The 19814-nt window shown below is 68.8% G+C and carries 15 protein-coding genes; 10 read left to right on the top strand and 5 right to left on the bottom strand.

Annotation, left to right across the window (positions count from 1 at the left end):
- Positions 1–91 precede the first annotated feature (91 nt).
- On the top strand, positions 92–1357 hold the full coding sequence (locus MC45_RS14145) for an NAD(P)/FAD-dependent oxidoreductase (protein ID WP_038664439.1): 1266 nt from the start codon (positions 92–94) through the stop codon (positions 1355–1357).
- On the opposite strand, the gene MC45_RS14140 is transcribed toward MC45_RS14145, so the two are convergent.
- Positions 1320–2603, bottom strand: a complete 1284-nt coding sequence (locus MC45_RS14140; RefSeq protein ID WP_038664437.1) for a glycosyltransferase — start codon at positions 2601–2603, stop codon at positions 1320–1322. The two genes, MC45_RS14145 and MC45_RS14140, sit on opposite strands and share 38 nt — an antisense overlap.
- A 34-nt stretch (positions 2604–2637) precedes the next feature.
- Between MC45_RS14140 and MC45_RS14135 the strand changes: the two genes are divergently transcribed.
- Together MC45_RS14135 and MC45_RS14130 are read left to right on the top strand one after the other, a co-directional pair.
- On the top strand, positions 2638–3429 hold the full coding sequence (locus tag MC45_RS14135) for a DUF72 domain-containing protein (RefSeq protein ID WP_038664435.1): 792 nt from the start codon (positions 2638–2640) through the stop codon (positions 3427–3429).
- A gap of 153 nt (positions 3430–3582) precedes the next feature.
- Positions 3583–4590: an alpha/beta hydrolase gene (locus tag MC45_RS14130; protein WP_038664433.1), complete on the top strand. Its 1008-nt coding sequence runs from the start codon at positions 3583–3585 to the stop codon at positions 4588–4590.
- A 69-nt stretch (positions 4591–4659) separates the two neighbouring features.
- On the opposite strand, the gene MC45_RS14125 is transcribed toward MC45_RS14130, so the two are convergent.
- From MC45_RS14125 to hemC, 3 genes are read right to left on the bottom strand one after another with little or no spacing between them, the layout of a single operon-like run.
- Positions 4660–5622 (bottom strand): hypothetical protein, encoded by a 963-nt coding sequence (locus MC45_RS14125; RefSeq protein WP_038664431.1) that lies wholly within the window; start codon positions 5620–5622, stop codon positions 4660–4662.
- Positions 5619–6308, bottom strand: coding sequence for a uroporphyrinogen-III synthase (locus MC45_RS14120; protein WP_038664429.1), 690 nt, complete (start codon positions 6306–6308; stop codon positions 5619–5621). Before MC45_RS14120 ends, MC45_RS14125 begins: the two co-directional genes overlap by 4 nt.
- On the bottom strand, positions 6305–7219 hold the full coding sequence (hemC, locus tag MC45_RS14115) for a hydroxymethylbilane synthase (RefSeq protein ID WP_038664427.1): 915 nt from the start codon (positions 7217–7219) through the stop codon (positions 6305–6307). The genes MC45_RS14120 and hemC overlap by 4 nt, the downstream gene beginning before the upstream one ends.
- A gap of 142 nt (positions 7220–7361) precedes the next feature.
- Here hemC and tsaD point away from each other — a divergent pair, with 142 nt between their 5' ends.
- The 3 genes from tsaD (at position 7362) to MC45_RS14100 (ending at position 12606) form a co-directional block, all read left to right on the top strand.
- Complete coding sequence (gene tsaD / locus MC45_RS14110) at positions 7362–8390, top strand: tRNA (adenosine(37)-N6)-threonylcarbamoyltransferase complex transferase subunit TsaD (RefSeq protein ID WP_038664424.1); 1029 nt, start codon at positions 7362–7364, stop codon at positions 8388–8390.
- A 29-nt stretch (positions 8391–8419) separates the two neighbouring features.
- Complete coding sequence (locus MC45_RS14105) at positions 8420–9397, top strand: NAD(P)H-dependent glycerol-3-phosphate dehydrogenase (protein WP_038667476.1); 978 nt, start codon at positions 8420–8422, stop codon at positions 9395–9397.
- A 158-nt stretch (positions 9398–9555) separates the two neighbouring features.
- Entirely contained in the window at positions 9556–12606 is a 3051-nt protein-coding gene (locus tag MC45_RS14100; RefSeq protein ID WP_052075681.1) for a TonB-dependent receptor domain-containing protein, read from the top strand.
- A 72-nt stretch (positions 12607–12678) separates the two neighbouring features.
- Here MC45_RS14100 and purD read toward each other — a convergent pair whose 3' ends face one another.
- Entirely contained in the window at positions 12679–13938 is a 1260-nt protein-coding gene (purD, locus tag MC45_RS14095) for a phosphoribosylamine--glycine ligase (RefSeq protein ID WP_038664421.1), read from the bottom strand.
- On the opposite strand from purD, the gene xseA reads away from it, so the two are divergent.
- The 4 genes from xseA (at position 13937) to MC45_RS14075 (ending at position 19767) form a co-directional block, all read left to right on the top strand.
- On the top strand, positions 13937–15364 hold the full coding sequence (xseA, locus tag MC45_RS14090) for an exodeoxyribonuclease VII large subunit (protein ID WP_038664418.1): 1428 nt from the start codon (positions 13937–13939) through the stop codon (positions 15362–15364). The genes purD and xseA overlap by 2 nt on opposite strands.
- A gap of 14 nt (positions 15365–15378) precedes the next feature.
- A complete protein-coding gene (locus MC45_RS14085; RefSeq protein ID WP_038664415.1) occupies positions 15379–15579 on the top strand; it encodes a DUF2093 domain-containing protein in 201 nt (66 codons plus the stop codon).
- Positions 15576–16415: a M23 family metallopeptidase gene (locus MC45_RS14080; RefSeq protein WP_038664412.1), complete on the top strand. Its 840-nt coding sequence runs from the start codon at positions 15576–15578 to the stop codon at positions 16413–16415. Before MC45_RS14085 ends, MC45_RS14080 begins: the two co-directional genes overlap by 4 nt.
- Before the next feature lie 280 nt (positions 16416–16695).
- Positions 16696–19767: a TonB-dependent receptor domain-containing protein gene (locus MC45_RS14075; protein WP_038664408.1), complete on the top strand. Its 3072-nt coding sequence runs from the start codon at positions 16696–16698 to the stop codon at positions 19765–19767.
- The last annotated feature ends 47 nt before the right edge of the window (positions 19768–19814 follow it).

The raw sequence follows: 19814 nt of genomic DNA, 5'->3' as shown, positions 1-19814 counted from the left end.
GCGTTTGAGGAGCGGCGGGCTTCGACGGGCCCAACCCGAACGGAGGGCAAGCGGGCTTTCGCCGCCACCGGGACTAAGGCAGGAGAGGGCAATGCGGGAGAATACGAGCGTGCAGTCCCATTACGACGTCGTCATCGTCGGTGCCGGCCATGGCGGCGCGCAGGCGGCGATCGCGCTGCGCACCGCCAAATTCGCCGGCAGCATCGCGATGATCGGCGACGAGCCCGAACCGCCCTATGAGCGCCCGCCGCTGTCGAAGGACTATCTGTCCGGCGATAAGCCGTTCGAGCGCATCCTGATCCGCCCCCCCGCCTTCTGGGGCGAGCGCGACGTCGTGATGCGGCTCGGCCGCCGCGTCGTGCGCGTCGATCCGCAGGCGCACACCGTCACCACCGGGGACGGCGAGACGATCGGTTACGGCCAGCTCATCTGGGCGACCGGCGGCAGCCCGCGGCGGCTGAGCTGCCCGGGCCACGACCTCGCCGGCGTCCACGGCGTGCGCACCCGCGCCGACGTCGACCGGATGATCGCCGAGCTGCCCGGCGTCACCCGCGTCGCAGTGATCGGCGGCGGCTATATCGGGCTTGAGGCGGCGGCGGTGCTCGCCAAGTTCGGCAAGCAGGTCACGGTGTTGGAAGCGCTGCCCCGCGTCCTCGCGCGCGTCGCCGGCGAACCTTTGTCGCGCTTCTACGAGGCGGAGCATCGCGCGCACGGCGTCGACGTGCGGCTCGGCGTCACCGTCGCCTGTATCGAGGAGGCGGATGGCCGGACGTGCGGCGTCACGCTCGCCGACGGCGAGACGGTGCCGGCAGAGATGGTGATCGTCGGCATCGGCATCGTCCCCGCCGTCGAGCCGTTGCTCGACGCGGGGGCGGCGGGCGGCAACGGCGTCGACGTCGATGCACAGTGCCGCACCAGTCTGGCGGACGTGTTCGCGATCGGCGATTGCGCGACGCACGCCAACGCCTTCGCCGACGGCGCGCGCATCCGGCTCGAATCGGTGCAGAATGCCAACGACCAGGCGACGGTGGTCGCCAAAACGATCGCCGGGACGCCGGTCGACTATCGTGCGGTGCCATGGTTCTGGTCGAACCAATACGATCTGCGGCTGCAGACGGTGGGGCTGTCGACGGGTTATGACGGTATCGTCGTGCGTGGCGACATGGCCAGCCGCAGCGTCTCGCTAATCTACCTGCGCGAGGGCCGGGTGATCGCGCTCGACTGCGTCAACGCGACGCGCGATTACGTTCAAGGCCGCGCGCTGGTACTCGCCGGCGCGGTCATCGACCCCGCGCAGCTGGCGGATACGGCCGTACCGCTCAAGGAGATGATCGCCATCGCAACGCCGCCGCAATGATCCGATCGGCGGCCGTTTCGGTCGGCCGTTCGGCACGGAGCTGCGTAGCGATGGCGGCGGCGCGGGCAGCGATTGTGCGATCGTCGAGCAACGCGCGTAGCGTTCCGCTGGCTGCGTCGCCATGGAACGCCGCCGGGCGTAGCGACCGGCCGATACCGAGCCGGGCGATCCGAGCGCCATTGTCGAATTGATCGCCGAAGAAGGGCAGGACCAGTTGCGCCGCGCCGGCGTGCATCGCCTGGCCGGTCGTGCCGATCCCGCCGTGATGGACGACCGCCGCCGCACGGCCGAAGAGCTGCGAATGCGGCGCATAGCCGAGCCGCAGCAGATCGCCGTCCACCGAGGGCGTATCCGCGGTGCCGGTCAGCAGCACCGCGCGCATCCCCAGCGCCCGGGCGGCCGCGGCGGCGACGTCGTAGAAGCGCCCCGGCGCATGGACGACGAACGATCCCAACGTGAAGACGATCGGCGCCGGCCCGCCATCGAGAAACGCCGCGAGGACGGGATCGAGCGCGAGTTCGCCACGATCGTAGACTGGAAAGCCGATCGCTTCGCAGCCCGGCGGCGCATCCGGCTGTACCGGTGCGAGCAGCGGCGAATAGCAGCATAACGTCGCGCATTGCGTAGGCATCGGATCGAACACCGGTGCCAATTTGGCTGCCGCGAGGCCATGCGCCTGCCGCACGGACGCGACCGCGCCGCCATAACGGGCGCGCACCGTGGCACGGACCGTTCCGAGCAGTGCGCGATTCCATCCTCGCCCCAGCCGTCCGCGGGGCCGATCGATCATCAGCGCGCCGTCCGGAGTGAGCGGCGGGTCCCAGGCGGAGAACAGCGCCATCGGCTGAAGGTTGATCGCGACCAGCGGCAGCCCGCGTTTTTCGGCGACGATCCCGGCGGCCGGCGCGAACAGCGAGCCGACGATGACATCGGCGCCGCCTGCCAGCGCGTCGAGCGCGGCGGTGCTGTCGGCGAGCGAGGGCAGGATCACGGTTTCGAGCACGAAGCGGCGCTGCGTGATCGCACGCCGCGTCGCGGTTGCCGTATCGATGCCGAGCCGTGCGCAGATCGCCGCGAAGCTCGGCAGGATCGGCTCGGCGGCGAGCCCCGCCGCGCGGACCTTGTCGATATGATCGGCTGGCACCGCCAGCACCACGTCGACCCCGCGCGCCGCCAGCGCCCGCCCGATCGCGATAAAAGGATGGAGATCGCCGAGCGACCCGATCGTCACCAAGATCGCCTTCATCGTCACGGCTCTGCCGCAGTGATATGATGGCATCATGACAATCCGAATCGGTATCGGCGGCTGGACCTACGAGCCGTGGCGCGGGACCTTCTATCCTGCCAAATGGCCGCAGAAACGCGAACTGGACTATGCCGCCTCGCAGGTCACCGCGATCGAGATCAACGGCACCTATTATTCGAGCTTCAAGCCGGCGAGTTTCGCCAATTGGGCCGCCGCCGCGCCCGACGGCTTCGTCTTCGCGGTGAAGGCGTCGCGCTACGCCACCAACCGCAAGGTGCTCGCCGAGGCGGGCGAATCGGTCGAGCGCTTCGTTGGGCAGGGGATCACCGAGCTCGGCGACAAGCTCGGACCGGTCCTGTGGCAGTTCATGGCAACCAAAAGGTTCGACGCCGACGACATGGGCGCCTTCCTCAAGCTACTGCCCGGCAGCCACGCCGGGGTGCCGCTGCGCCACGCGGTACAGGTGCGGCACGAGAGCTTCGCCGACCCCGCCTTCGTCGCGATGGCGCGGGCGGCGAACGTCGCGATCGTCTATGCCGATTCGGCGGACTATCCGGCGATCGCCGACGTCACCGCCGACTTCGTCTATGCACGGCTGGAAGCGGCCGAGGAGCAGAACCCGGCGGGCTATACCGATGCCGCACTCGACGATTGGGCACGGGCGGCGCGGACGTGGCAGGCGGGTGGCTGGCCGGAGGGGCTGCCCTATGTGGTCGCCGACGCCCCGGCCAAGGCGCAGCGCGACACGTTCGTGTTCTTCATCAACGGCGCCAAGATTCGCGCGCCGCGGGGTGCAATGGCGCTGATTGAGCGGGTCTCGGCGTAACGCGTGCTTTAGGCGTTGTACGAAGCCTTGGCGCCTAACCTGAGGCCTGCGCTTCCGGTGCAACCGCTTCGGCAAAAGTTCTGTGAAGAAGAGTGCCTGCAACCACGCCGATCCTAAAGCACCAGCTGTACCGTCAAAACAGGAGTTACAATTGTGTTGCGGTTCCGGATCGTCGTGCGTCTCGCACTCGTGATCTGCATTGCCGGGGCAGCCTGTGGGCAAACCAGCCGGCCGAACAGATCGCCTGCGAAGATCGAGGTGCCGAAAGTCGAGCGGGCAGGCGTATGGCAGCCAACCCCGGGCGGAACGCAAGTGCCGCTCTGGCCTGCGAATGTGGCTTTGACGAAACCGGATACGGGCGATCATCCTGAAGCTACCGGCAACGGCTCACCGCTGGTCGGCGGGAAAATGTGGCATTGGGCAAGCTATGTCACCCGGCCGACCATGACGATCTACAGGCCGAAAGGGCGGAACACCGGCACCACGATGATGGTCTTGCCCGGCGGAGGGTTCTACGCGGTTGCGACGGACCTTGAAGGCACAGAAATCTGTGACTGGGTCGTGCAGCAAGGTATGACCTGCGTCATGCTGAAGTATCGGACACCGCAGGTTTGGCCGAAAGAGGACGGAAAGCAGCAGCGACTTAAGGTGCTGTTGGGGCTGGAAGACGCTCAGCGCGCGATGGGATTGTTGCGGCAGCGGGCCTCAACTTATGGGATCGATCCCCACAAGATCGGCGTGATTGGTTTCTCTGCGGGCGCCTATCTGGTGGCGAACATGAGCAATACGGAAGAGCGCACCTACCCGCTGACCGATGCGGCCGATCGGCAATCGCCGCGGCCGGACTTTGCGGTCGTCGCCTATACGGCGCGGATGCTCGATGACAGCAAAGGGAAGAACAGCCTCGACCTGCAACCGTGGGTGAAGATCAGCCCGAACGCACCACCCACGCTCATCATCCACGCCATGAACGATCCGACGGATAATGTCCGTCAGGGGATGGCCTATGCGTTGGCGTTGAACGACGTCGGCGTGCCGGTCGACATGCGTCTCTACGCAAACGGTGGCCATGCCTTTGGAATGCGGCCCACTGCCGATCCGATCACCAGGGAATGGCCGTCACAGCTCAAGCAGTGGCTTCAAAACCTTGGATTGCTCTGATGCCCCTGCTCAGGCGAACGCCAGCGACCAGCGGCAAGGCCCTGCCAGCATGGCGTCATAGGCCGCCGCTCACATCCCGACCGAGGTCGTCGCTTCCTCGTTCGACAGCGTGTCGGGCATCGCGGGCAGTTCCGCCGCGGGGGCCGGGGCGGCGGCGGCGACGGTGGGCTTGCTCGCTTGGCCCATGATCGCCGCGCCTTCGATCTGGTCGAGCGCGTGGCGCGCGGTGACGTAGCGGTCGGCCGCCTGCATCCAATTGCCCGCATCGCGCGCGCCGGGCAGCCGCGCGACCTCGGCGCGCGCCGCCTCGACCTGTCCGCCCTCGAGCAGCCGGCGGGCCCGCGCCAGCCGGTCGGCGGGCCGCGGCGACGGCGTGCCCGCCTTGCGCAGCACCACCAGCCCGCCGAGTTCGCGCCGCAGACTCGCCCACCAGCCGTCGCTGCTCACCGTGGCGATCTCGGGCGCGATCGCGTCGAGGCCCTGGCGCAGATCCTCCAGCGTCACCGGTTGATGCGACGCCTCGATAACCGCCGCCACCGCGCGCGGCTGGACGGTGCCGAAGCGGGTGCGCAACTGCTCCTCCAGATAGCCGAGGCCGACGCCGCGATCGAGCGCGCGGCGGGCGGCGAAGGCGACCAGCAGCCCCTCGGCGCGACCCGCCTGCGCGCCCGCGACCACGGCATCGCTCGCCACCGCTGCGGTGCGCGCCTCCAGCGCGGTCAATTGCCCCGCCAGCGTCGCCTCGCGCGAGGCGAGCGCGGCCGGCTCGAGCGCCGCGTTGGTCGTCTGGCCGTTGGCGTTGAGCGGTTGCGCCGGGTTGAAATTGGCCGGATCGGGCTGCGTGCGTTTCGCCGCAAGCGCACGCTCGGCGGCGGAGGTCGTGCTCAGCCAGCCGACCTGTTTCATGAGATAGCCGGTGAGCAGCGCCCCGGCGACGAAGGCGAGGGCGATGATCGCCAGGAACACCCCCGTCCGCGGCCCGCGCACGGGCGTTGCCGCGGGCCTGGGATCGATCGGCGTATAGTCGGTCATGGCCTCTTATCCCCGCCCCCCGCCGCACGGTCAATCGTCCGTGCGAGCGCGAGCGCACACAAGGCGGCGTCGGTCGGCATCGCCGCGGCGCGGGCGAACGCCCAGCCGTCGCCCGCCGCGGCGAGGACGGCGGGGCTCAGCGCTGCGACGCCCGTCGCGTGCCGGCCGGCGATCAGCGCCGCGACGCGGTGCGCGGCGCGGACCGAATGGAGCAGCACGATCCGCCCCGCCGCCGCCGCGGCGAACGCCGCCGCGTCGACGTCCAGCTCGGCGCTGGCATAGACGATCGCGGTCGGGTGGCCGCTGTCGATATGCTCGCGTCCCGCCAGATGCAGCGGTCGCGTCAGTCCCGCCGCCGCCGACGCCGTCAGCGCGTCGGCGACGCCGCCGTCGCCGACGACCGCGACGCGCAAGCCGGCGTCGCGTGCCACCGCCGCGCTTTCCGCTCCGACCGCGATCACCGGCAACCCGGCGAGCCGCGCCAATCCGGCGCCCGCGAGGCGCACCGCATTGGCGCTGGTCACCAGCAAGGCGTCGAACGCCGCGGGGTCGGGCGGCGTCCATGCGATCGGCGCGGCGGCGAACAGCGGCCGGCCGAGCACCGCGCCGCCGCCGGCGCGCAGTCGCGCCGTGGTGCGCGCATTGCCGGGCTCGGGCCGCACCACGAGCAGGCCGGAGAGGCTCACGGCTGGAACAGCCGCCGCACCACCTCGGGCGCCCGCGCCAGCAGGTCGGCGGCGAGTTCCGCGGCGACGAGGCTGCCGTCGGTGCCCTCGCCGCTGCCCTCGACGAAGGCGCTGCCGTCCTCGGCGATCAGCTCGGCGCGCAGCGTCAGCATCTCGCCCGACAAAGCGGCGAGCGCGGCAACCGGCGAATGGCAGTCGGCGCCGAGCCCGGCGAGCAGGGCCCGCTCCGCCAGCACGCAGGCGCTGGTCGCGGCATCGTCGATCGCCGCGACGATCCGCGCCGCACCGGCGTCGGCGCTGCGCACCTCGATACCGACCGCGCCCTGTGCCGGGGCGGGCAGCATCGTGTCGGTCGGGATCGCGCGGCCGACACCGTCGCGCCCGAGCCGGTCGAGCCCCGCCGCGGCGAGCAGCGTCGCGTCCGCCTCGCCGGCCGCCAGCTTGGCGAGGCGCGTGTCGACGTTGCCGCGGAACATCACGACCGTCAGGTCCGGGCGCAGCCGCAGCAATTGCGCGCGCCGCCGCGGCGAGCTGGTGCCGACCACCGCGCCCGCGGCCAGATCGGCGACGCTGTCCGCACCGATCAACCGGTCGCGCACGTCGGCGCGCGGCAGCATCGCGGCGATGGCGATCGCCGGCGGGCGGATCGTCTCGACGTCCTTCATCGAATGGACCGCCGCGTCGATCTCGTCGTCGAGCAAGGCGCGGTCGAGCTCCTTGGTCCACAGGGCCTTGCCGCCGATCTCGGCGAGGGGTCGGTCCTGCACGCGGTCGCCGGTGGTGCGGATGACGACCAGCGCGACCTCGTCCGCGGTCCAGCCATGCGCGGCGCACAAGGCGTCGCGCACCATCCCTGCCTGCGTCAGCGCGAGCGGCGATCCCCGCGTACCCAGCCTGAATTTGATCGCCACCCGTCTGCTCCTGTTATCCGGCCTCACCCATCGCCGCCGTGGGCGTCTCCCGTTGGGAAGGGTGAGGACGGCAATCTCCCGCCGCCATGGCCGAAATCCCCACCCTTCGACAACCTCCGGCAACGCGCGTAAAGACTTGGCCATGTCTCCCCGGATCATCCTCGGCCTCGAATCCTCCTGCGATGAGACCGCCGCCGCGCTCGTTACCAGCGACCGGCAGGTGCTCAGCCACCGCCTGCTCGGCCAGGAAGCGGCGCATGCGCCGTTCGGCGGCGTCGTCCCCGAAATCGCCGCGCGCGCGCATGTCGAGGCCTTGGAACCACTCGTCCGCGCCGCGCTCGCCGACGCCGGACTGCGGCTCGATCAGGTCGACGCGATCGCCGCCACCGCGGGTCCCGGGCTGATCGGCGGCGTCATGGTCGGGCTCGTCACCGGCAAGGCGCTCGCGCATGCCGCGGGCAAGCCGCTGATCGCGGTCAACCATCTCGAAGGCCATGCGCTCAGCCCGCGGCTGTCCGATCCCGATCTCGCTTTCCCCTATCTGTTGCTGCTCGTCTCGGGCGGCCATTGCCAGTTGCTGCTGGTGAAGGGCGTCGCGCGCTATAGCCGCCTCGCCACGACGATCGACGATGCCGCGGGCGAGGCGTTCGACAAGACCGCCAAATTGCTCGGCCTCGGCTTCCCCGGCGGGCCGATGGTCGAGAAGGCGGCGGCGCTCGGCCGCCCGGTCGTGCCGCTGCCGCGCCCGCTGAAAGGCTCGGCCGAGCCGCATTTCTCCTTCGCCGGGCTCAAGAGCGCGGTCGCGCGCGCGGTCGGCCAGCATGCGCCGGAGGATATCGCCGCGTCGTTCCAGGCGGCGGTGGTCGATTGCCTGATCGATCGCACCCGCCGCGGCATCGCCGGGATCGACGCCACCGCGCTGGTCGTCGCCGGCGGCGTCGCCGCGAACACGGCGGTGCGCGGCGCGCTGCAGGCGCTCGCCACCGCCAACGGCCTGCGCTTCGTCGCGCCGCCGTTGTGGCTGTGCACCGACAATGCCGCGATGATCGCCTGGGCGGGGGCAGAGCGGTTCGCCGCCGGGCTCACCGATCCGCTCGACACGCCGGCGCGCGCGCGCTGGCCGCTCGATCCGGATGCGGAGGCGGTGCGCGGCGCCGGTGTGAAGGCATGAACCGGATCCATCAGGGGGAGGTCGAGGCCATGAAGATCGGCGTCATCGGCGGCGGCGCCTGGGGGACGGCGCTCGCGCAGGTCGCCGCGCATCGCGGCGAGCCCGTCACGCTGTGGGCGCGCGAGCCCGAGGTGGTCGAGGGGATCAACGCCGGTCACGAGAACCGCCTGTTTCTTGCCGGCGTGCCGCTGTCGCCGTCGATCCGCGCCACCGCCGATGTCGGCGATCTCGCCGCCTGTGACGCCTTGCTCGTCGTCGCGCCGGCGCAGCACGTCCGCGGCGTGCTGTCGCAGATCGCGGTCGGCACGCGCCCGCTGGTGCTGTGCGCGAAGGGGATCGAGGCGGGCACCCGGCTACTCGTCGGCGAGGTCGCGCGGCAGGTCCATCCGCAGGCGCCCGTCGCCGTCCTGTCCGGCCCGACCTTCGCGCACGAGGTGGCCGCCGGTCTGCCCACCGCGGTGACGCTGGCGGCGGCGGACGAGGCGCTCGGGCGCGCACTGTCCGAACGCCTCGCCGCGCCGCAGTTCCGCCCCTATGCCAGCCGCGACGTCGTCGGTGCGGAGATCGGCGGCGCGGTCAAGAACGTGCTCGCCATCGCCTGCGGCGTGGTCGATGGCGCCGGCCTCGGCCAGAACGCCCGCGCCGCGCTGATCGCACGCGGCTTCGCCGAGATGACGCGCTTCGGCCTCGCCCGTGGCGCGCGCGCCGAGACGCTCGCCGGCCTGTCGGGGCTCGGCGACCTCGTCCTCACCTGTTCCTCGACCAGCAGCCGCAATTTCTCGCTCGGCGTCGGCCTGGGGCAGGGCAGGGCCGCCGCGGACCTGCTCGCCGACCGCCGCACCGTCGCCGAGGGCGCCTTCACCGCCCCGGTGCTGCGCGAGGCGGCGGCGGCGGCGGGCGTCGACATGCCGGTCACCGCCGCGGTCTGCCGCCTGCTGGAGGGCGCGCCGGTGGACGACGTCATTGGCGCGCTGCTCGCGCGGCCGTTGCGGCAAGAAGCGAGCTGACCGTTGCCTCGCAGCGACAGAAGTGATGCAACCGGGTCACATTCCCGCAACAAAGTATTGTAAAGGTCATGTTTCGGTATTGACTGACCGGGGCGTCTGACGAAGCTTCGCCGTATCGGGCCAGCGAATAATCGCGGCTCGTCAAAGGGGCTGCTGTCATGAACCTGAATACCCATGTGTCGCTGCTCGCCCTCGCGGGCGGGCTGCTGCTCGCCGCGCCGGCGACGGCGCAGATCGCCAATGATACCAATAGCATCCAACCGCAGACCGACACCGCCGCCGACAGCAGCAGCGTCAAGGCCGCGACGATCAGCGGCCAGGCGCCGGACAGCAGCGGCGATGGCGAGATCGTCGTCACCGGCACGCGCATCGTCCGCCCCAACAGCACCGCCGCCGCGCCGATCACCTCGGTCACCGCTGCCGACATCCGGGCGCAGGCGCCGATCAACGTCGAAGAGGTGCTCAACCGGCTCCCGCAGATCTCGCCCGACAGCCAGCAGAACTATCAGGATTCCGACGGTCGCCAGCGGATCAAGCTGCGCAGCCTCGGGTTCGAACGGACGCTGGTGCTGGTCGACGGCAAGCGGCTCGGCACGCAGAACGGCCAGGATACCAACATCATCCCGGTGGCGCTGATCGAGCGCGTTGACGTGCTCACCGGCGGTGCCTCGTCGGTCTATGGTTCGGATGCGGTCGCCGGCGTCGTCAACTTCGTGATGAAGCAGAATTTCACCGGCGTGCGGATCGACGCCAACTACAATTTCTACAATCACGTCAACAAGTCCAATCTGGTGACGCAGACCGCGCAGAACTCCGGCTTCTCGCCGCGGCTCGGCCAGGTCAACGACGGCGGCCGTGCCGATCTGGCGCTTACCGCAGGGACCTCGCTGTTCGACGGCAAGCTCAACATGTCGGGCTTCGTCAATTACCGCCACGCCGATCTGGTGCCTTATGACGCGCGCTCGACCTCGGCGTGCCAGCTCATCCAGACCGGCAAGGACGGCCCGCTGAGCTGCTCGCTGTCGACCTATTCGGTCAGCGGCTTCGTCTCGCCGGGCAGCGGCACCAATGCCGGGCGGCAGTTCGTCAACGATCCCAACGGTACGCGCACCTTCGTGCCTTATGGCACCGGGGTGGGCAATGCCGCCAATCCGTATGACGGCTATTCCTACCAGCGGCAGGACAATCGCGTGAACGCCGGCGGCTTCGTCACGCTGAAGCTGTCGCCGGAATTCGAAGTCTATGGCTCGGCCTTGTGGTTCCGCGACAAGTCGATCAACCGCTATCCGACCCGCGTCTTCGCGGCGGCGAATTACGGCTCCGATCTCTTCCGGGTCAATTGCAACAACCCGTTCCTGTCGACGCAGCAGGCCGGCATCCTCTGCGGTACCGCCGCCGGGACGGCGACCACCGTGCCGGTCGACGTCCGCTACCGGTTCAACGCGCCGTTCATGACCGACACCTATACCAACACCGGTATCCGCGCGACCGGCGGCGTGCGCGGCAAGGTCGGTGATGCCTGGACCTATGACATCGGCGGCGTCTTCTCGCGCAACCAGCAGATCTGGGATTCGTCGCGCCTGCCTAACTTCGACCGGGTCAACAATTCGCTTAACGTCGTCAACGTCAACGGCACGCCGACCTGCGTGTCCGGTGGCGCCTGCGTACCGTTCGACGCATTCAGCGCCGGCAACGGCAATCAGGCGCTGATCAACTATTTGTACGGCGACCTCGACCCGGCCCGGCAGAAGACCGTCGGCCTGCTCTACGATGTGCAGGCGAACATGACCGGCGATCTCGGCCGCTACGGCATCACCTCGCCGCTCGCCACCGACGGCGTCGCCTTCGCGCTCGGCACCGAATTCCGCAAGGATCGCCAGTTCTCCGAGCTGACGCCGGGCTTCATCGAGGATTACGGCGGCGCGCCGTCCGACCTCAGCCAGCACGTCTGGGAATCGAACATCGAGGTGCAGGCGCCGCTGATCCAGGATCGCCCGTTCGCGCATCTGCTGCAGGCCAACGGTGGGTATCGCCTGTCCAAGTACAGCAGCAATCCCAACAAGTTCACCACCTGGAAGATCGAGGGTCTGTACGCTCCGGTCGCCGACCTGACCCTTCGCGCCTCGTTCAACAAGGCGCAGCGCGCGCCGACCGTGGTCGAAGCCTATCAGGCGTCGAACATCAGCTTCTCGCGTCAGGGCGGTTCGCAGAACGACTTCTGCGCACCGACGGTGACCAACACCAACGGCACGATCACTTATGGCACGCCGATTGCCTCGCGCGAGGTCTGCCGCGCCACCGGCCTGTCGGATGCGCTTTACGGCAGCACGACGCTGCTGTGCCCCAACGACCAGTGCACCGTGCGCTCGGGCGGTTTCACCGCCGATCCCGAAACCGCCTACACCCAGACCTACGGCCTCGTGGTCAAGCCGCGCTTCATCAAGGGGCTGGTCTTCTCGGTCGATCGCTACCGGATCAAGATCAACAACTCGCTCGGCTATAACGACGACAGCTATTATACCGATGGCTGCCAGCGCTCGAACGGCGATCCATTCTTCTGCTCGGGGATCGTCCGTGCCGCCAACGGCACGCTCTATGCTGCGGCATCGGGCAACCCGACCAGCGGCTTCATCCGGGCGGGTACGACCAATTATTATTATTCGATTGCCCGGGGCTGGGATTTCCAAGGCAGCTACGCGCTTGGTCTCGGCAGCGTCGGCCGGCTGGACTTCGACTTCAACGGCTCGCTGACCACCTTCGCCGGCGGCCAGGATTCGCCGGTCCAGCCGCAGCGCAATTGCACCGGCTATTTCGCCAACGGGTGCAGCCAGTTGCTGCCGAAGTGGACGCATGGCCTGCGGACGACCTATTCGACCTCGGACGGCATCTTCAACGCTTCGTTCAACTGGCGCTACATCGGCTCGCTGACCAGCGCGAACAACTCGGGCGATGCGGCGATCGGTGGCACGCCCGATCGGGCGCAGACGACCTTCTACCGCATCGCCCCGGCGAGCTATTTCGACCTCGCGCTGACCTTCAACATCGCACGGCAGTTCGCCTTCCGCGTAATCGCGAACAACCTGCTCGACAAGAACCCGCCGATCCTGGCGAATTCGTACAATATCAGTCTGGCGCGCAACAACACGATCCCGCAGCGCTATGACGCGCTCGGCCGCCAGATCGCGATCGGCACTACGATCACCTTCTGATCGTCTGTCGCGCACGAAAAAAGGCCCGCCGGAGCGATCCGGCGGGCCTTTCCGTCTCTCCGCACCGAGCGATCAGCGCGCCAGTTCGCGCCAGCCGATGTCGCGTCGGCAGAAGCCGTCCGAAAAGTCGATCGCATCGACCCCGCGATAGGCCGCATCGCGTGCCGCGCGGATGTCCGCCCCCATCGCGGTCACCGCGAGCACCCGGCCGCCGGACGCCACCAATGTGTCGCCCTCCAATCGCGTCCCCGCCTGGAAGACGGTCGCGCCGGTCGCCTCCGCCGCGTCGATCCCGCGGATCGCGCCGCCTGCCTTGGGCGTCCCCGGATAGCCCGCCGCCGCCAGCACCACCGTCATCGCCGCCGCGTCGGCGAAGCGCGCCGCCGGCAGCTCGCCGAGCCGTCCCTCCGCCACCGCCAGCATCGTCGCGACCAGATCGCCCTCGAACCTTGGCATCAGCACCTGGCATTCGGGGTCGCCGAACCGCGCATTATATTCGATCAGCTTGGGGCCGGTCGCGGTCAGCATTAGCCCGGCGTAGAGCACCCCGCTGAACGGCGTCCCCTCCTCGGCGAGCGCCTTCACCGTCGGCGCGACGATCTCGTCGAGCGCACGCCGCTCCAGCTCGGGGGTGAGCACTGGCGCCGGGCTGTACGCGCCCATGCCGCCGGTGTTGGGACCGGTATCGCCCTCGCCGACGCGCTTGTGGTCCTGCGCGCTGCCGAACGGCAGCAGCGCGACGCCGTCGGTGAGCACGAACAGACTCGCCTCCTCCCCGTCGAGGAATTCCTCCAGCACCACCGGCGCATCGCCGTCCGCGAACATCGCGTCGAACGCCGCGGCGGCCTCGGCCTCGCTGGTCGCGATCACCACGCCCTTGCCCGCGGCGAGCCCGTCCGCCTTTATCACGACCGGATAGGAGAAGGTGCTCGCCAGTGCCGCTTCCGCATCGGCGCGCGTGCCCACCCGGACATAGCCCGCGGTCGGAATGTCGGCGCGCCGGCACAGATCCTTGGTGAAGCCCTTCGATCCCTCGAGCTGCGCCGCCGCCTTGCCCGGCCCGAACACCGGCACGCCCGCCGCGCGCAGCGTGTCGGCGAGACCGTCGACCAGCGGCGCTTCCGGCCCGATGACGACGAGGCCAACGTCATGGCCGGCCACGAAATCCACCACCGCGGCATGATCGGTCGCATCCAGCGCGACGCACGTCGCATGGGCGGCGACGCCGGGGTTGCCAGGCGCGGCATAGAGCGTATCGAGGAGGGCCGATTGCGCCAGTTTCCATGCGAGTGCGTGCTCGCGGCCACCTGAGCCCAACAGCAGGACGTTCATGCCAGAGTTCCTATCCGATACCGACGACGCCCGGCTGCTAGCCGAGGAGCGGCCCGGCGACAACGCGCTCGCCATGTCGGTCGGCGAACTCAGCTTCAAGCTCAAGCGGATGGTCGAGGGGGAGTTCGGCCACGTCCGCATCCGCGGCGAGATCTCGGGCTACAAGCGCGCGACCTCGGGCCACGTCTATCTCGCGCTCAAGGACGATGCCGCGGTGATCGACGGCGTGATGTGGAAGGGGCAGGTCAATGCGCTTGCCTTCGCGCCGCAGGACGGCATCGAGGTGATCGCGACGGGCAAGCTCACCACCTATCCCGGCCGCTCCAAATATCAGATCGTCATCGAGCGGATGGAGCTCGCCGGCGCCGGCGCGCTGATGGCGCTGTTCGAGAAGCTCAAGGCGAAGCTGGCGGGCGAGGGATTGTTCGACGGCGCGCGCAAGGCGCGGCTGCCCTATCTGCCGCGGACGATCGGCGTCGTCACCTCGCCGACCGGCGCGGTGATCCGCGACATCCTCCACCGGCTCGAGGATCGCTGTCCGACCCACGTGCTCGTCTGGCCGGTCAAGGTGCAGGGGCAGGGGGCGGCCGAGGAGGTCGCCGCCGCGGTGCGCGGCTTCGACGCGATGCCCGCGGACGGCCCGATGCCGCGGCCCGACCTCGTCATCGTCGCGCGCGGCGGCGGTTCGATCGAGGATCTGTGGGCGTTCAACGAGGAGGTCGTCGTCCGCGCCGTCGCCGGCTGTACCATCCCGATCATCTCCGCGGTCGGCCATGAGACCGATACGACGCTGTGCGACTTCGCCGCCGACCTGCGCGCGCCGACGCCCACGGCGGCGGCGGAGCTGGCGGTGCCGGTGCTCGCCGACCTGCGCCACACGATCCAGAGCCATGGCCTGCGCACGCAGCGTTGCGCCAATCGCTATGTCGAGCGCGGCCGCGAGCGGCTGACCGGGCTCGCCCGGCTGCTGCCCAAGCGTGACACGCTGCTCGGGCCGCAGCGCCAGCGTGCCGACGATGCCGGCCAGCGGCTCGACCGCGGGCTCGAACGGCGGGTGACGCTGGCGCGCGGCCAGCTCGACCGGTCGAGTGGCGCGCTGCGTCCGGCGGTGCTGCAGCAACAGGTCGACCGCAACCGCGACCGGCTGGCGGCGACGTGGCGGCTGGTCCGGTCGCTCAACCCCGATGCGGTGCTCGACCGCGGCTATGCGCGGGTCACCGCACGCCGCGAGGGCGGGGGCGAGGGCGGCAAGACGCTGGCGTCCGCCGCGGCGGTGCGCGAGGCAGGGGCGGTGACGCTGCGCTTCCGCGACGGCAGCATCGATGCCGTCGTCGACGACGGCACGGTCCAGCCCGCCGCCGAGCGCAAGGTTGAGCGCAAACCCGCCAGGGCCTATCCCAAGCCCGACCAGCCGACGTTGCTCTGACAGGATCTCAAGACATGCTCGTTTCCAACTCGGATCGCCCGGCGCGGCTTCACTATATGGCCAACGGCTTCCGGGTGCTGACTCCCGGCGATCATGTCGTCTGTGCGGTGAGCGGCGCCCGCATCCCGATCGAGCTGCTGCGCTATTGGAGCGTCGCGCGGCAGGAAGCCTTCGCCAGCGCGCATCTCGCCAGCGAGGCACTCAGCCCGCGATGAGGCTGCCGGCCGCGCTGGCACCGCTCGTCTGCCTGGCCGCGGCGGCGTCGCCCCAGGCGCCCGCCCCGGTCGCTGCCCCGGCGTTTCGCTGGACCGGAACGCCGACGCAGGGCGGGCTGATCGCCGGCACCGTCCCCACGGGAAGCGTGACGGTGACCCTCGACGGCCAGCCGATCGCGGTCGAGGCGGGCCGCTTCATCGCCGGCTTCGATCGCGACGCCGGATCGCAGGCCGTGCTCGTCGCGACGCTCGACGACGGCCGCCGGATTACCCAGCCACTCGCCGTGGCGGCGCGGGCATGGCGGATCGAGCGGCTCGACACGCTGCCCAAATTCCCCGCCCCCGATCCGGTCATGGCGCAGCTGCGCCCCGCCGAGCTCGCCCGGATCGCCGCGGCGCGTGCTGAGGTCACCGACGCGACCGGCTGGCGCCAGGCGTTCCGCTGGCCTGCGATCGGCCGCATCTCGGGGCTGTTCGGTGCGCAACGCATCTATCGCGGCGAACCCGGCAGCTACCATTCGGGCATCGACATCGCCCGCCCCACCGGCACCCCCGTCGTCGCGCCCGCAGACGGCGTCGTCATCCTCGCCGCGGACCATCCTTTCACCCTGGAAGGCAATTTGCTGATGATCGACCACGGCCACGGTCTCAATAGCGCCTTCCTCCATCTGTCGCGCATCGACGTGCGCGTCGGCGACCACGTCCGCCAGGGCGATCCGATCGGTGCGGTCGGCGCGACCGGCCGGGCGACCGGACCGCATCTCCACTGGAGCCTGCGCTGGCGCGACGCGCGGCTCGACCCGTTGCTGGTGGCGGGGGCTATGCCGGGGGCCTGAGGGCCTGCCCCTCAAAACGACAGATCGCGTCGTCATGCTGCAATTGCGAGCAGGGATTCTACCGCGACAGCCGAACAACGACAATAATTGTGTCATTTAGGCTACACTGTGCGGCAAACGTTGCCGGTTTTTGAAACGCAGGTTTACAGCAAAAATTTCCGCCCGCATTTCAGCGGTATGTCTCTTGAGGGCCGCTCCAGCGGTCGAGGGGGGCTTGGCAAACACCCGGGCCGATACCGTCACAGCGGGTCGACACGTTTGGGTCAGGCAAGGGAAACACATGTTCACGATCCACCGTTCCACGCGCAAGGCGGCGCTGCTCGCAGCCGTTACGCCGTTCGCGATGCTTTATGCGGGCGCCGTCTCGGCGCAGACCGCGCCGGAAGGCGCGTCCACCGATGCCGCTTCGATCGCACAGCAGACGCAGGGTACCGAGGCGGCAGACGATCAGGCCGGCAATGACATCGTCGTAACCGGTTCGATCATCCGCGGTACCGACGCCGGTCCGTCGCCGGTCAGCACGATCACCACCGAGAATCTCGATGCCCGCGGCATCAACACGGTGCAGGCTGGTATCCAGGCGCTGTCGTCCAACAACGGTCCGGCGCTGACCAACTCCTTCACCGCGAACGGTGCCTTCGCATCGGGCGCATCGTCGGTATCGCTGCGCGGTCTGTCGACCAACTCGACGCTGGTCCTGTTCGACGGCCTGCGCGCCGCTTACTATCCGCTGTCGGACGACGGCTCGCGCAACTTCGTCGATCTCAACACGATCCCCGACGACATCGTCGAGCGCGTCGACGTGCTGCGCGACGGCGCGTCGTCGAGCTACGGCGCGGACGCGATCGCGGGTGTGGTCAACATCATCACCAAGCGTTCGTTCCAGGGCGTCACCGGTCGCGTCGAAGCCGGTATCGCGGAACGCGGCTACAACGCCAACCAGCGCCTGTCGCTGACCGCCGGCACCGGCGATCTCGACGAAAAGGGCTACAACGCTTACGTCAGCGGCTTCTACTATCGCGCCGAAGGCGTGCAGTCCAAGTCGCTGCCGGCACCGTTCAACAGCAGCGACGAACGCGGCCTGTGTGGCGATCGCACCGGTACGCGCGTCTGCGGCCCGAACAACGTCGCCAATGGCCTCGACGCCAATGGCTCGTTCACCAACGGGTTCGCGATCGGCACGGGCAATTTCTACGTCCGTCCGGCCAACGCCACCAACACGACCGCGCTCGGCCGCTACCAGCTGCTGAATCCGACGGCCGGTTGCCGCGTCGGCACCCCCTACAATCCGACCGCCGCCGAACTGGCGCTGCCGATCAACGCGACGGCTCCGGGCACGGTCTGCCAGGTCGATACGCAGAACCTCTATGGCAACGTGACGCCCGATCAGGAGCGTTTCGGTGGTTCGGCACGCTTCACCGCGAAGGTCGGCGATACGTCGGAAGCCTATTTCCAGGTCAACTTCCAGCAGTCGACCGCCAGCTACACGGGCGTGCCGGCGACGATCCGCGCGAATGCGCCGGCGGGTATCCTGTTCCCGCAATATTCGACCTCGCAGAACGCCACCGCAGCGATCGATCCGCGCTCGGCGATCCTCGCCCTGCCGGTCTACATCTGCGCACGCGGCACGGCGACGTGCAACGCGACCAACGGGACGCTCAACCCGAACAACCCGTTCGCGGCATCGGGCCAGGTCGCCCGCCTCGTCGGCACCCTCGCCAACGAGCGTGAGTTCAACGAAACCCGCAGCCGCGTCTATCGCGCCGCCATGGGCATCAACGGGACCATCTTCGGCGACGTCGATTACCGGGCCGATGCGACCGCGATGCACACCGACCTGCGTCGTCGTACCGACGGCTATGTCTACATCCAGCATCTGCTCGATGTCATCGCCGACGGCAGCTACAATTTCGTCAATCCCGAGCTGAACAGCCAGGCGACGCTCGACTATCTGACGCCGCAGAACATCACCAACAGCAGCTCGGACCTCTACCAGGCGCAGTTCACCCTCGGTAAGGCGCTGTTCGCGCTGCCCGGCGGCGATCTTCGCGTCGCGGTCGGCGGATCGGTCTTCTACGAGGCGGTCGACGCCCCCAGCGGCAACCCCGACACCAACGGCCCGACGCAGCGCTATTTCCGCCAGAACGCCTTCGGCACCAGCGGCAACCGTACCGTCACCTCGGCCTTCGGCGAAATCAACGCTCCGATCCTCGATCAGCTGACCCTGAACGCCTCGGGCCGCTATGACCATTATTCGACCGGTCAGAGCAACTTCTCGCCGAAGTTCGGCGCGATCTTCACCCCGATCCAGCAGGTCACCGTCCGCGGCACCTATTCGCGCGGGTTCCGCATCCCCTCGTTCGGCGAGGCGAACGCCCTGCCGACGACCGGCTATGTGACGCAGCAGCTTTCGAGCATTCCGGCCGCGTTCCTCAGCCAGTACAGCACCAATCCGGGTGCCGGCCAGATCTGTACGGCGAACACCCCGAACAACTGCTCGGGCTACATCACCGCCTATTCGATCGGCCAGACCACCCTGGCGTCGCCGGACCTGAAGCCGGAGAAGTCGCGCAGCTTCACCGCCGGCATCAAGTTCGAACCGATCCGCAGCCTGTCGCTGACGGTCGATTACTATAACATCAAGAAGACCGGCGCGATCACCACGCCGGACCTCTCGCCGGCGATCGCCGCTTACTATGCGGGTCAGGCCATCCCGACCGGCTTCGAAGTGATCCCGGACGCGGTCGACGTGAACAACCCGACCGCACGGCCAAAGATCGCCTTCGTCCGTTCGCAGCTGATCAACGCGCAGACGATCAAGTCCGAGGGCATCGACTTCGGCGCCAACGGTTTCGTCGACTTCGGCGGGGTGAAGTGGACGACCAACCTGAACGCCAGCCTCATCCTGGAGCTGAGCACGACGGTCGACGGCGTTCGCCAGACCTATGTCGACACGCTCGGCAACTTCAACCTGACCGCGGGTTCGGGGACGTTCGAGTGGAAGGGCAACTGGTCCAACACGTTCGACTTCGGCGACCTCGCGCTGACCGGTACCGTCAACTATACGTCGGGCTATGACCTGTCGGCGATGGATCAGGGTGACGCGTATAAGGATTGCGGCCAGGCACCTGCCTATTCGGGTTGCCGCGTGAAGAGCTACATCACGGCCGACGCGAATGCGACGTTCAAGGTCAACGACAAGTTCTCGTTCTACGTGAACGCGTTGAACATCTTCAACCGTCTGCCTCCGATCGATCCGGTCACCTATGGCGCCTATCTGTACAATGCGGTGCAGGGCGGCGAGGGCATTTTCGGCCGGTCCTACCGTGCCGGCGCGAAGTTCAACTTCTAAAGCGCTTCGCCTTCCGAACGAAGAAGGGCGGGTCTCACGACCCGCCC

It is taken from the genome of Sphingomonas taxi (genome assembly GCF_000764535.1).
GTDB classification, from domain to species: domain Bacteria; phylum Pseudomonadota; class Alphaproteobacteria; order Sphingomonadales; family Sphingomonadaceae; genus Sphingomonas; species Sphingomonas taxi.
The sequence above is the reverse complement of the archived record's forward strand: the minus strand, read 5'-3'. Positions and strand labels throughout refer to the sequence as shown.

Coding starts and splice junctions, on each gene's coding strand:
- MC45_RS14145 (WP_038664439.1), top strand. CDS start 92: ATGCGGGAGAATACGAGCGTGCAGTCCCATTACGACGTCGTCATCGTC.
- MC45_RS14140 (WP_038664437.1), bottom strand. CDS start 2,603: ATGAAGGCGATCTTGGTGACGATCGGGTCGCTCGGCGATCTCCATCCT.
- MC45_RS14135 (WP_038664435.1), top strand. CDS start 2,638: ATGACAATCCGAATCGGTATCGGCGGCTGGACCTACGAGCCGTGGCGC.
- MC45_RS14125 (WP_038664431.1), bottom strand. CDS start 5,622: ATGACCGACTATACGCCGATCGATCCCAGGCCCGCGGCAACGCCCGTG.
- tsaD (WP_038664424.1), top strand. CDS start 7,362: ATGTCTCCCCGGATCATCCTCGGCCTCGAATCCTCCTGCGATGAGACC.
- MC45_RS14105 (WP_038667476.1), top strand. CDS start 8,420: ATGAAGATCGGCGTCATCGGCGGCGGCGCCTGGGGGACGGCGCTCGCG.
- MC45_RS14100 (WP_052075681.1), top strand. CDS start 9,556: ATGAACCTGAATACCCATGTGTCGCTGCTCGCCCTCGCGGGCGGGCTG.
- xseA (WP_038664418.1), top strand. CDS start 13,937: ATGCCAGAGTTCCTATCCGATACCGACGACGCCCGGCTGCTAGCCGAG.
- purD (WP_038664421.1), bottom strand. CDS start 13,938: ATGAACGTCCTGCTGTTGGGCTCAGGTGGCCGCGAGCACGCACTCGCA.
- MC45_RS14085 (WP_038664415.1), top strand. CDS start 15,379: ATGCTCGTTTCCAACTCGGATCGCCCGGCGCGGCTTCACTATATGGCC.
- MC45_RS14080 (WP_038664412.1), top strand. CDS start 15,576: ATGAGGCTGCCGGCCGCGCTGGCACCGCTCGTCTGCCTGGCCGCGGCG.
- MC45_RS14075 (WP_038664408.1), top strand. CDS start 16,696: ATGTTCACGATCCACCGTTCCACGCGCAAGGCGGCGCTGCTCGCAGCC.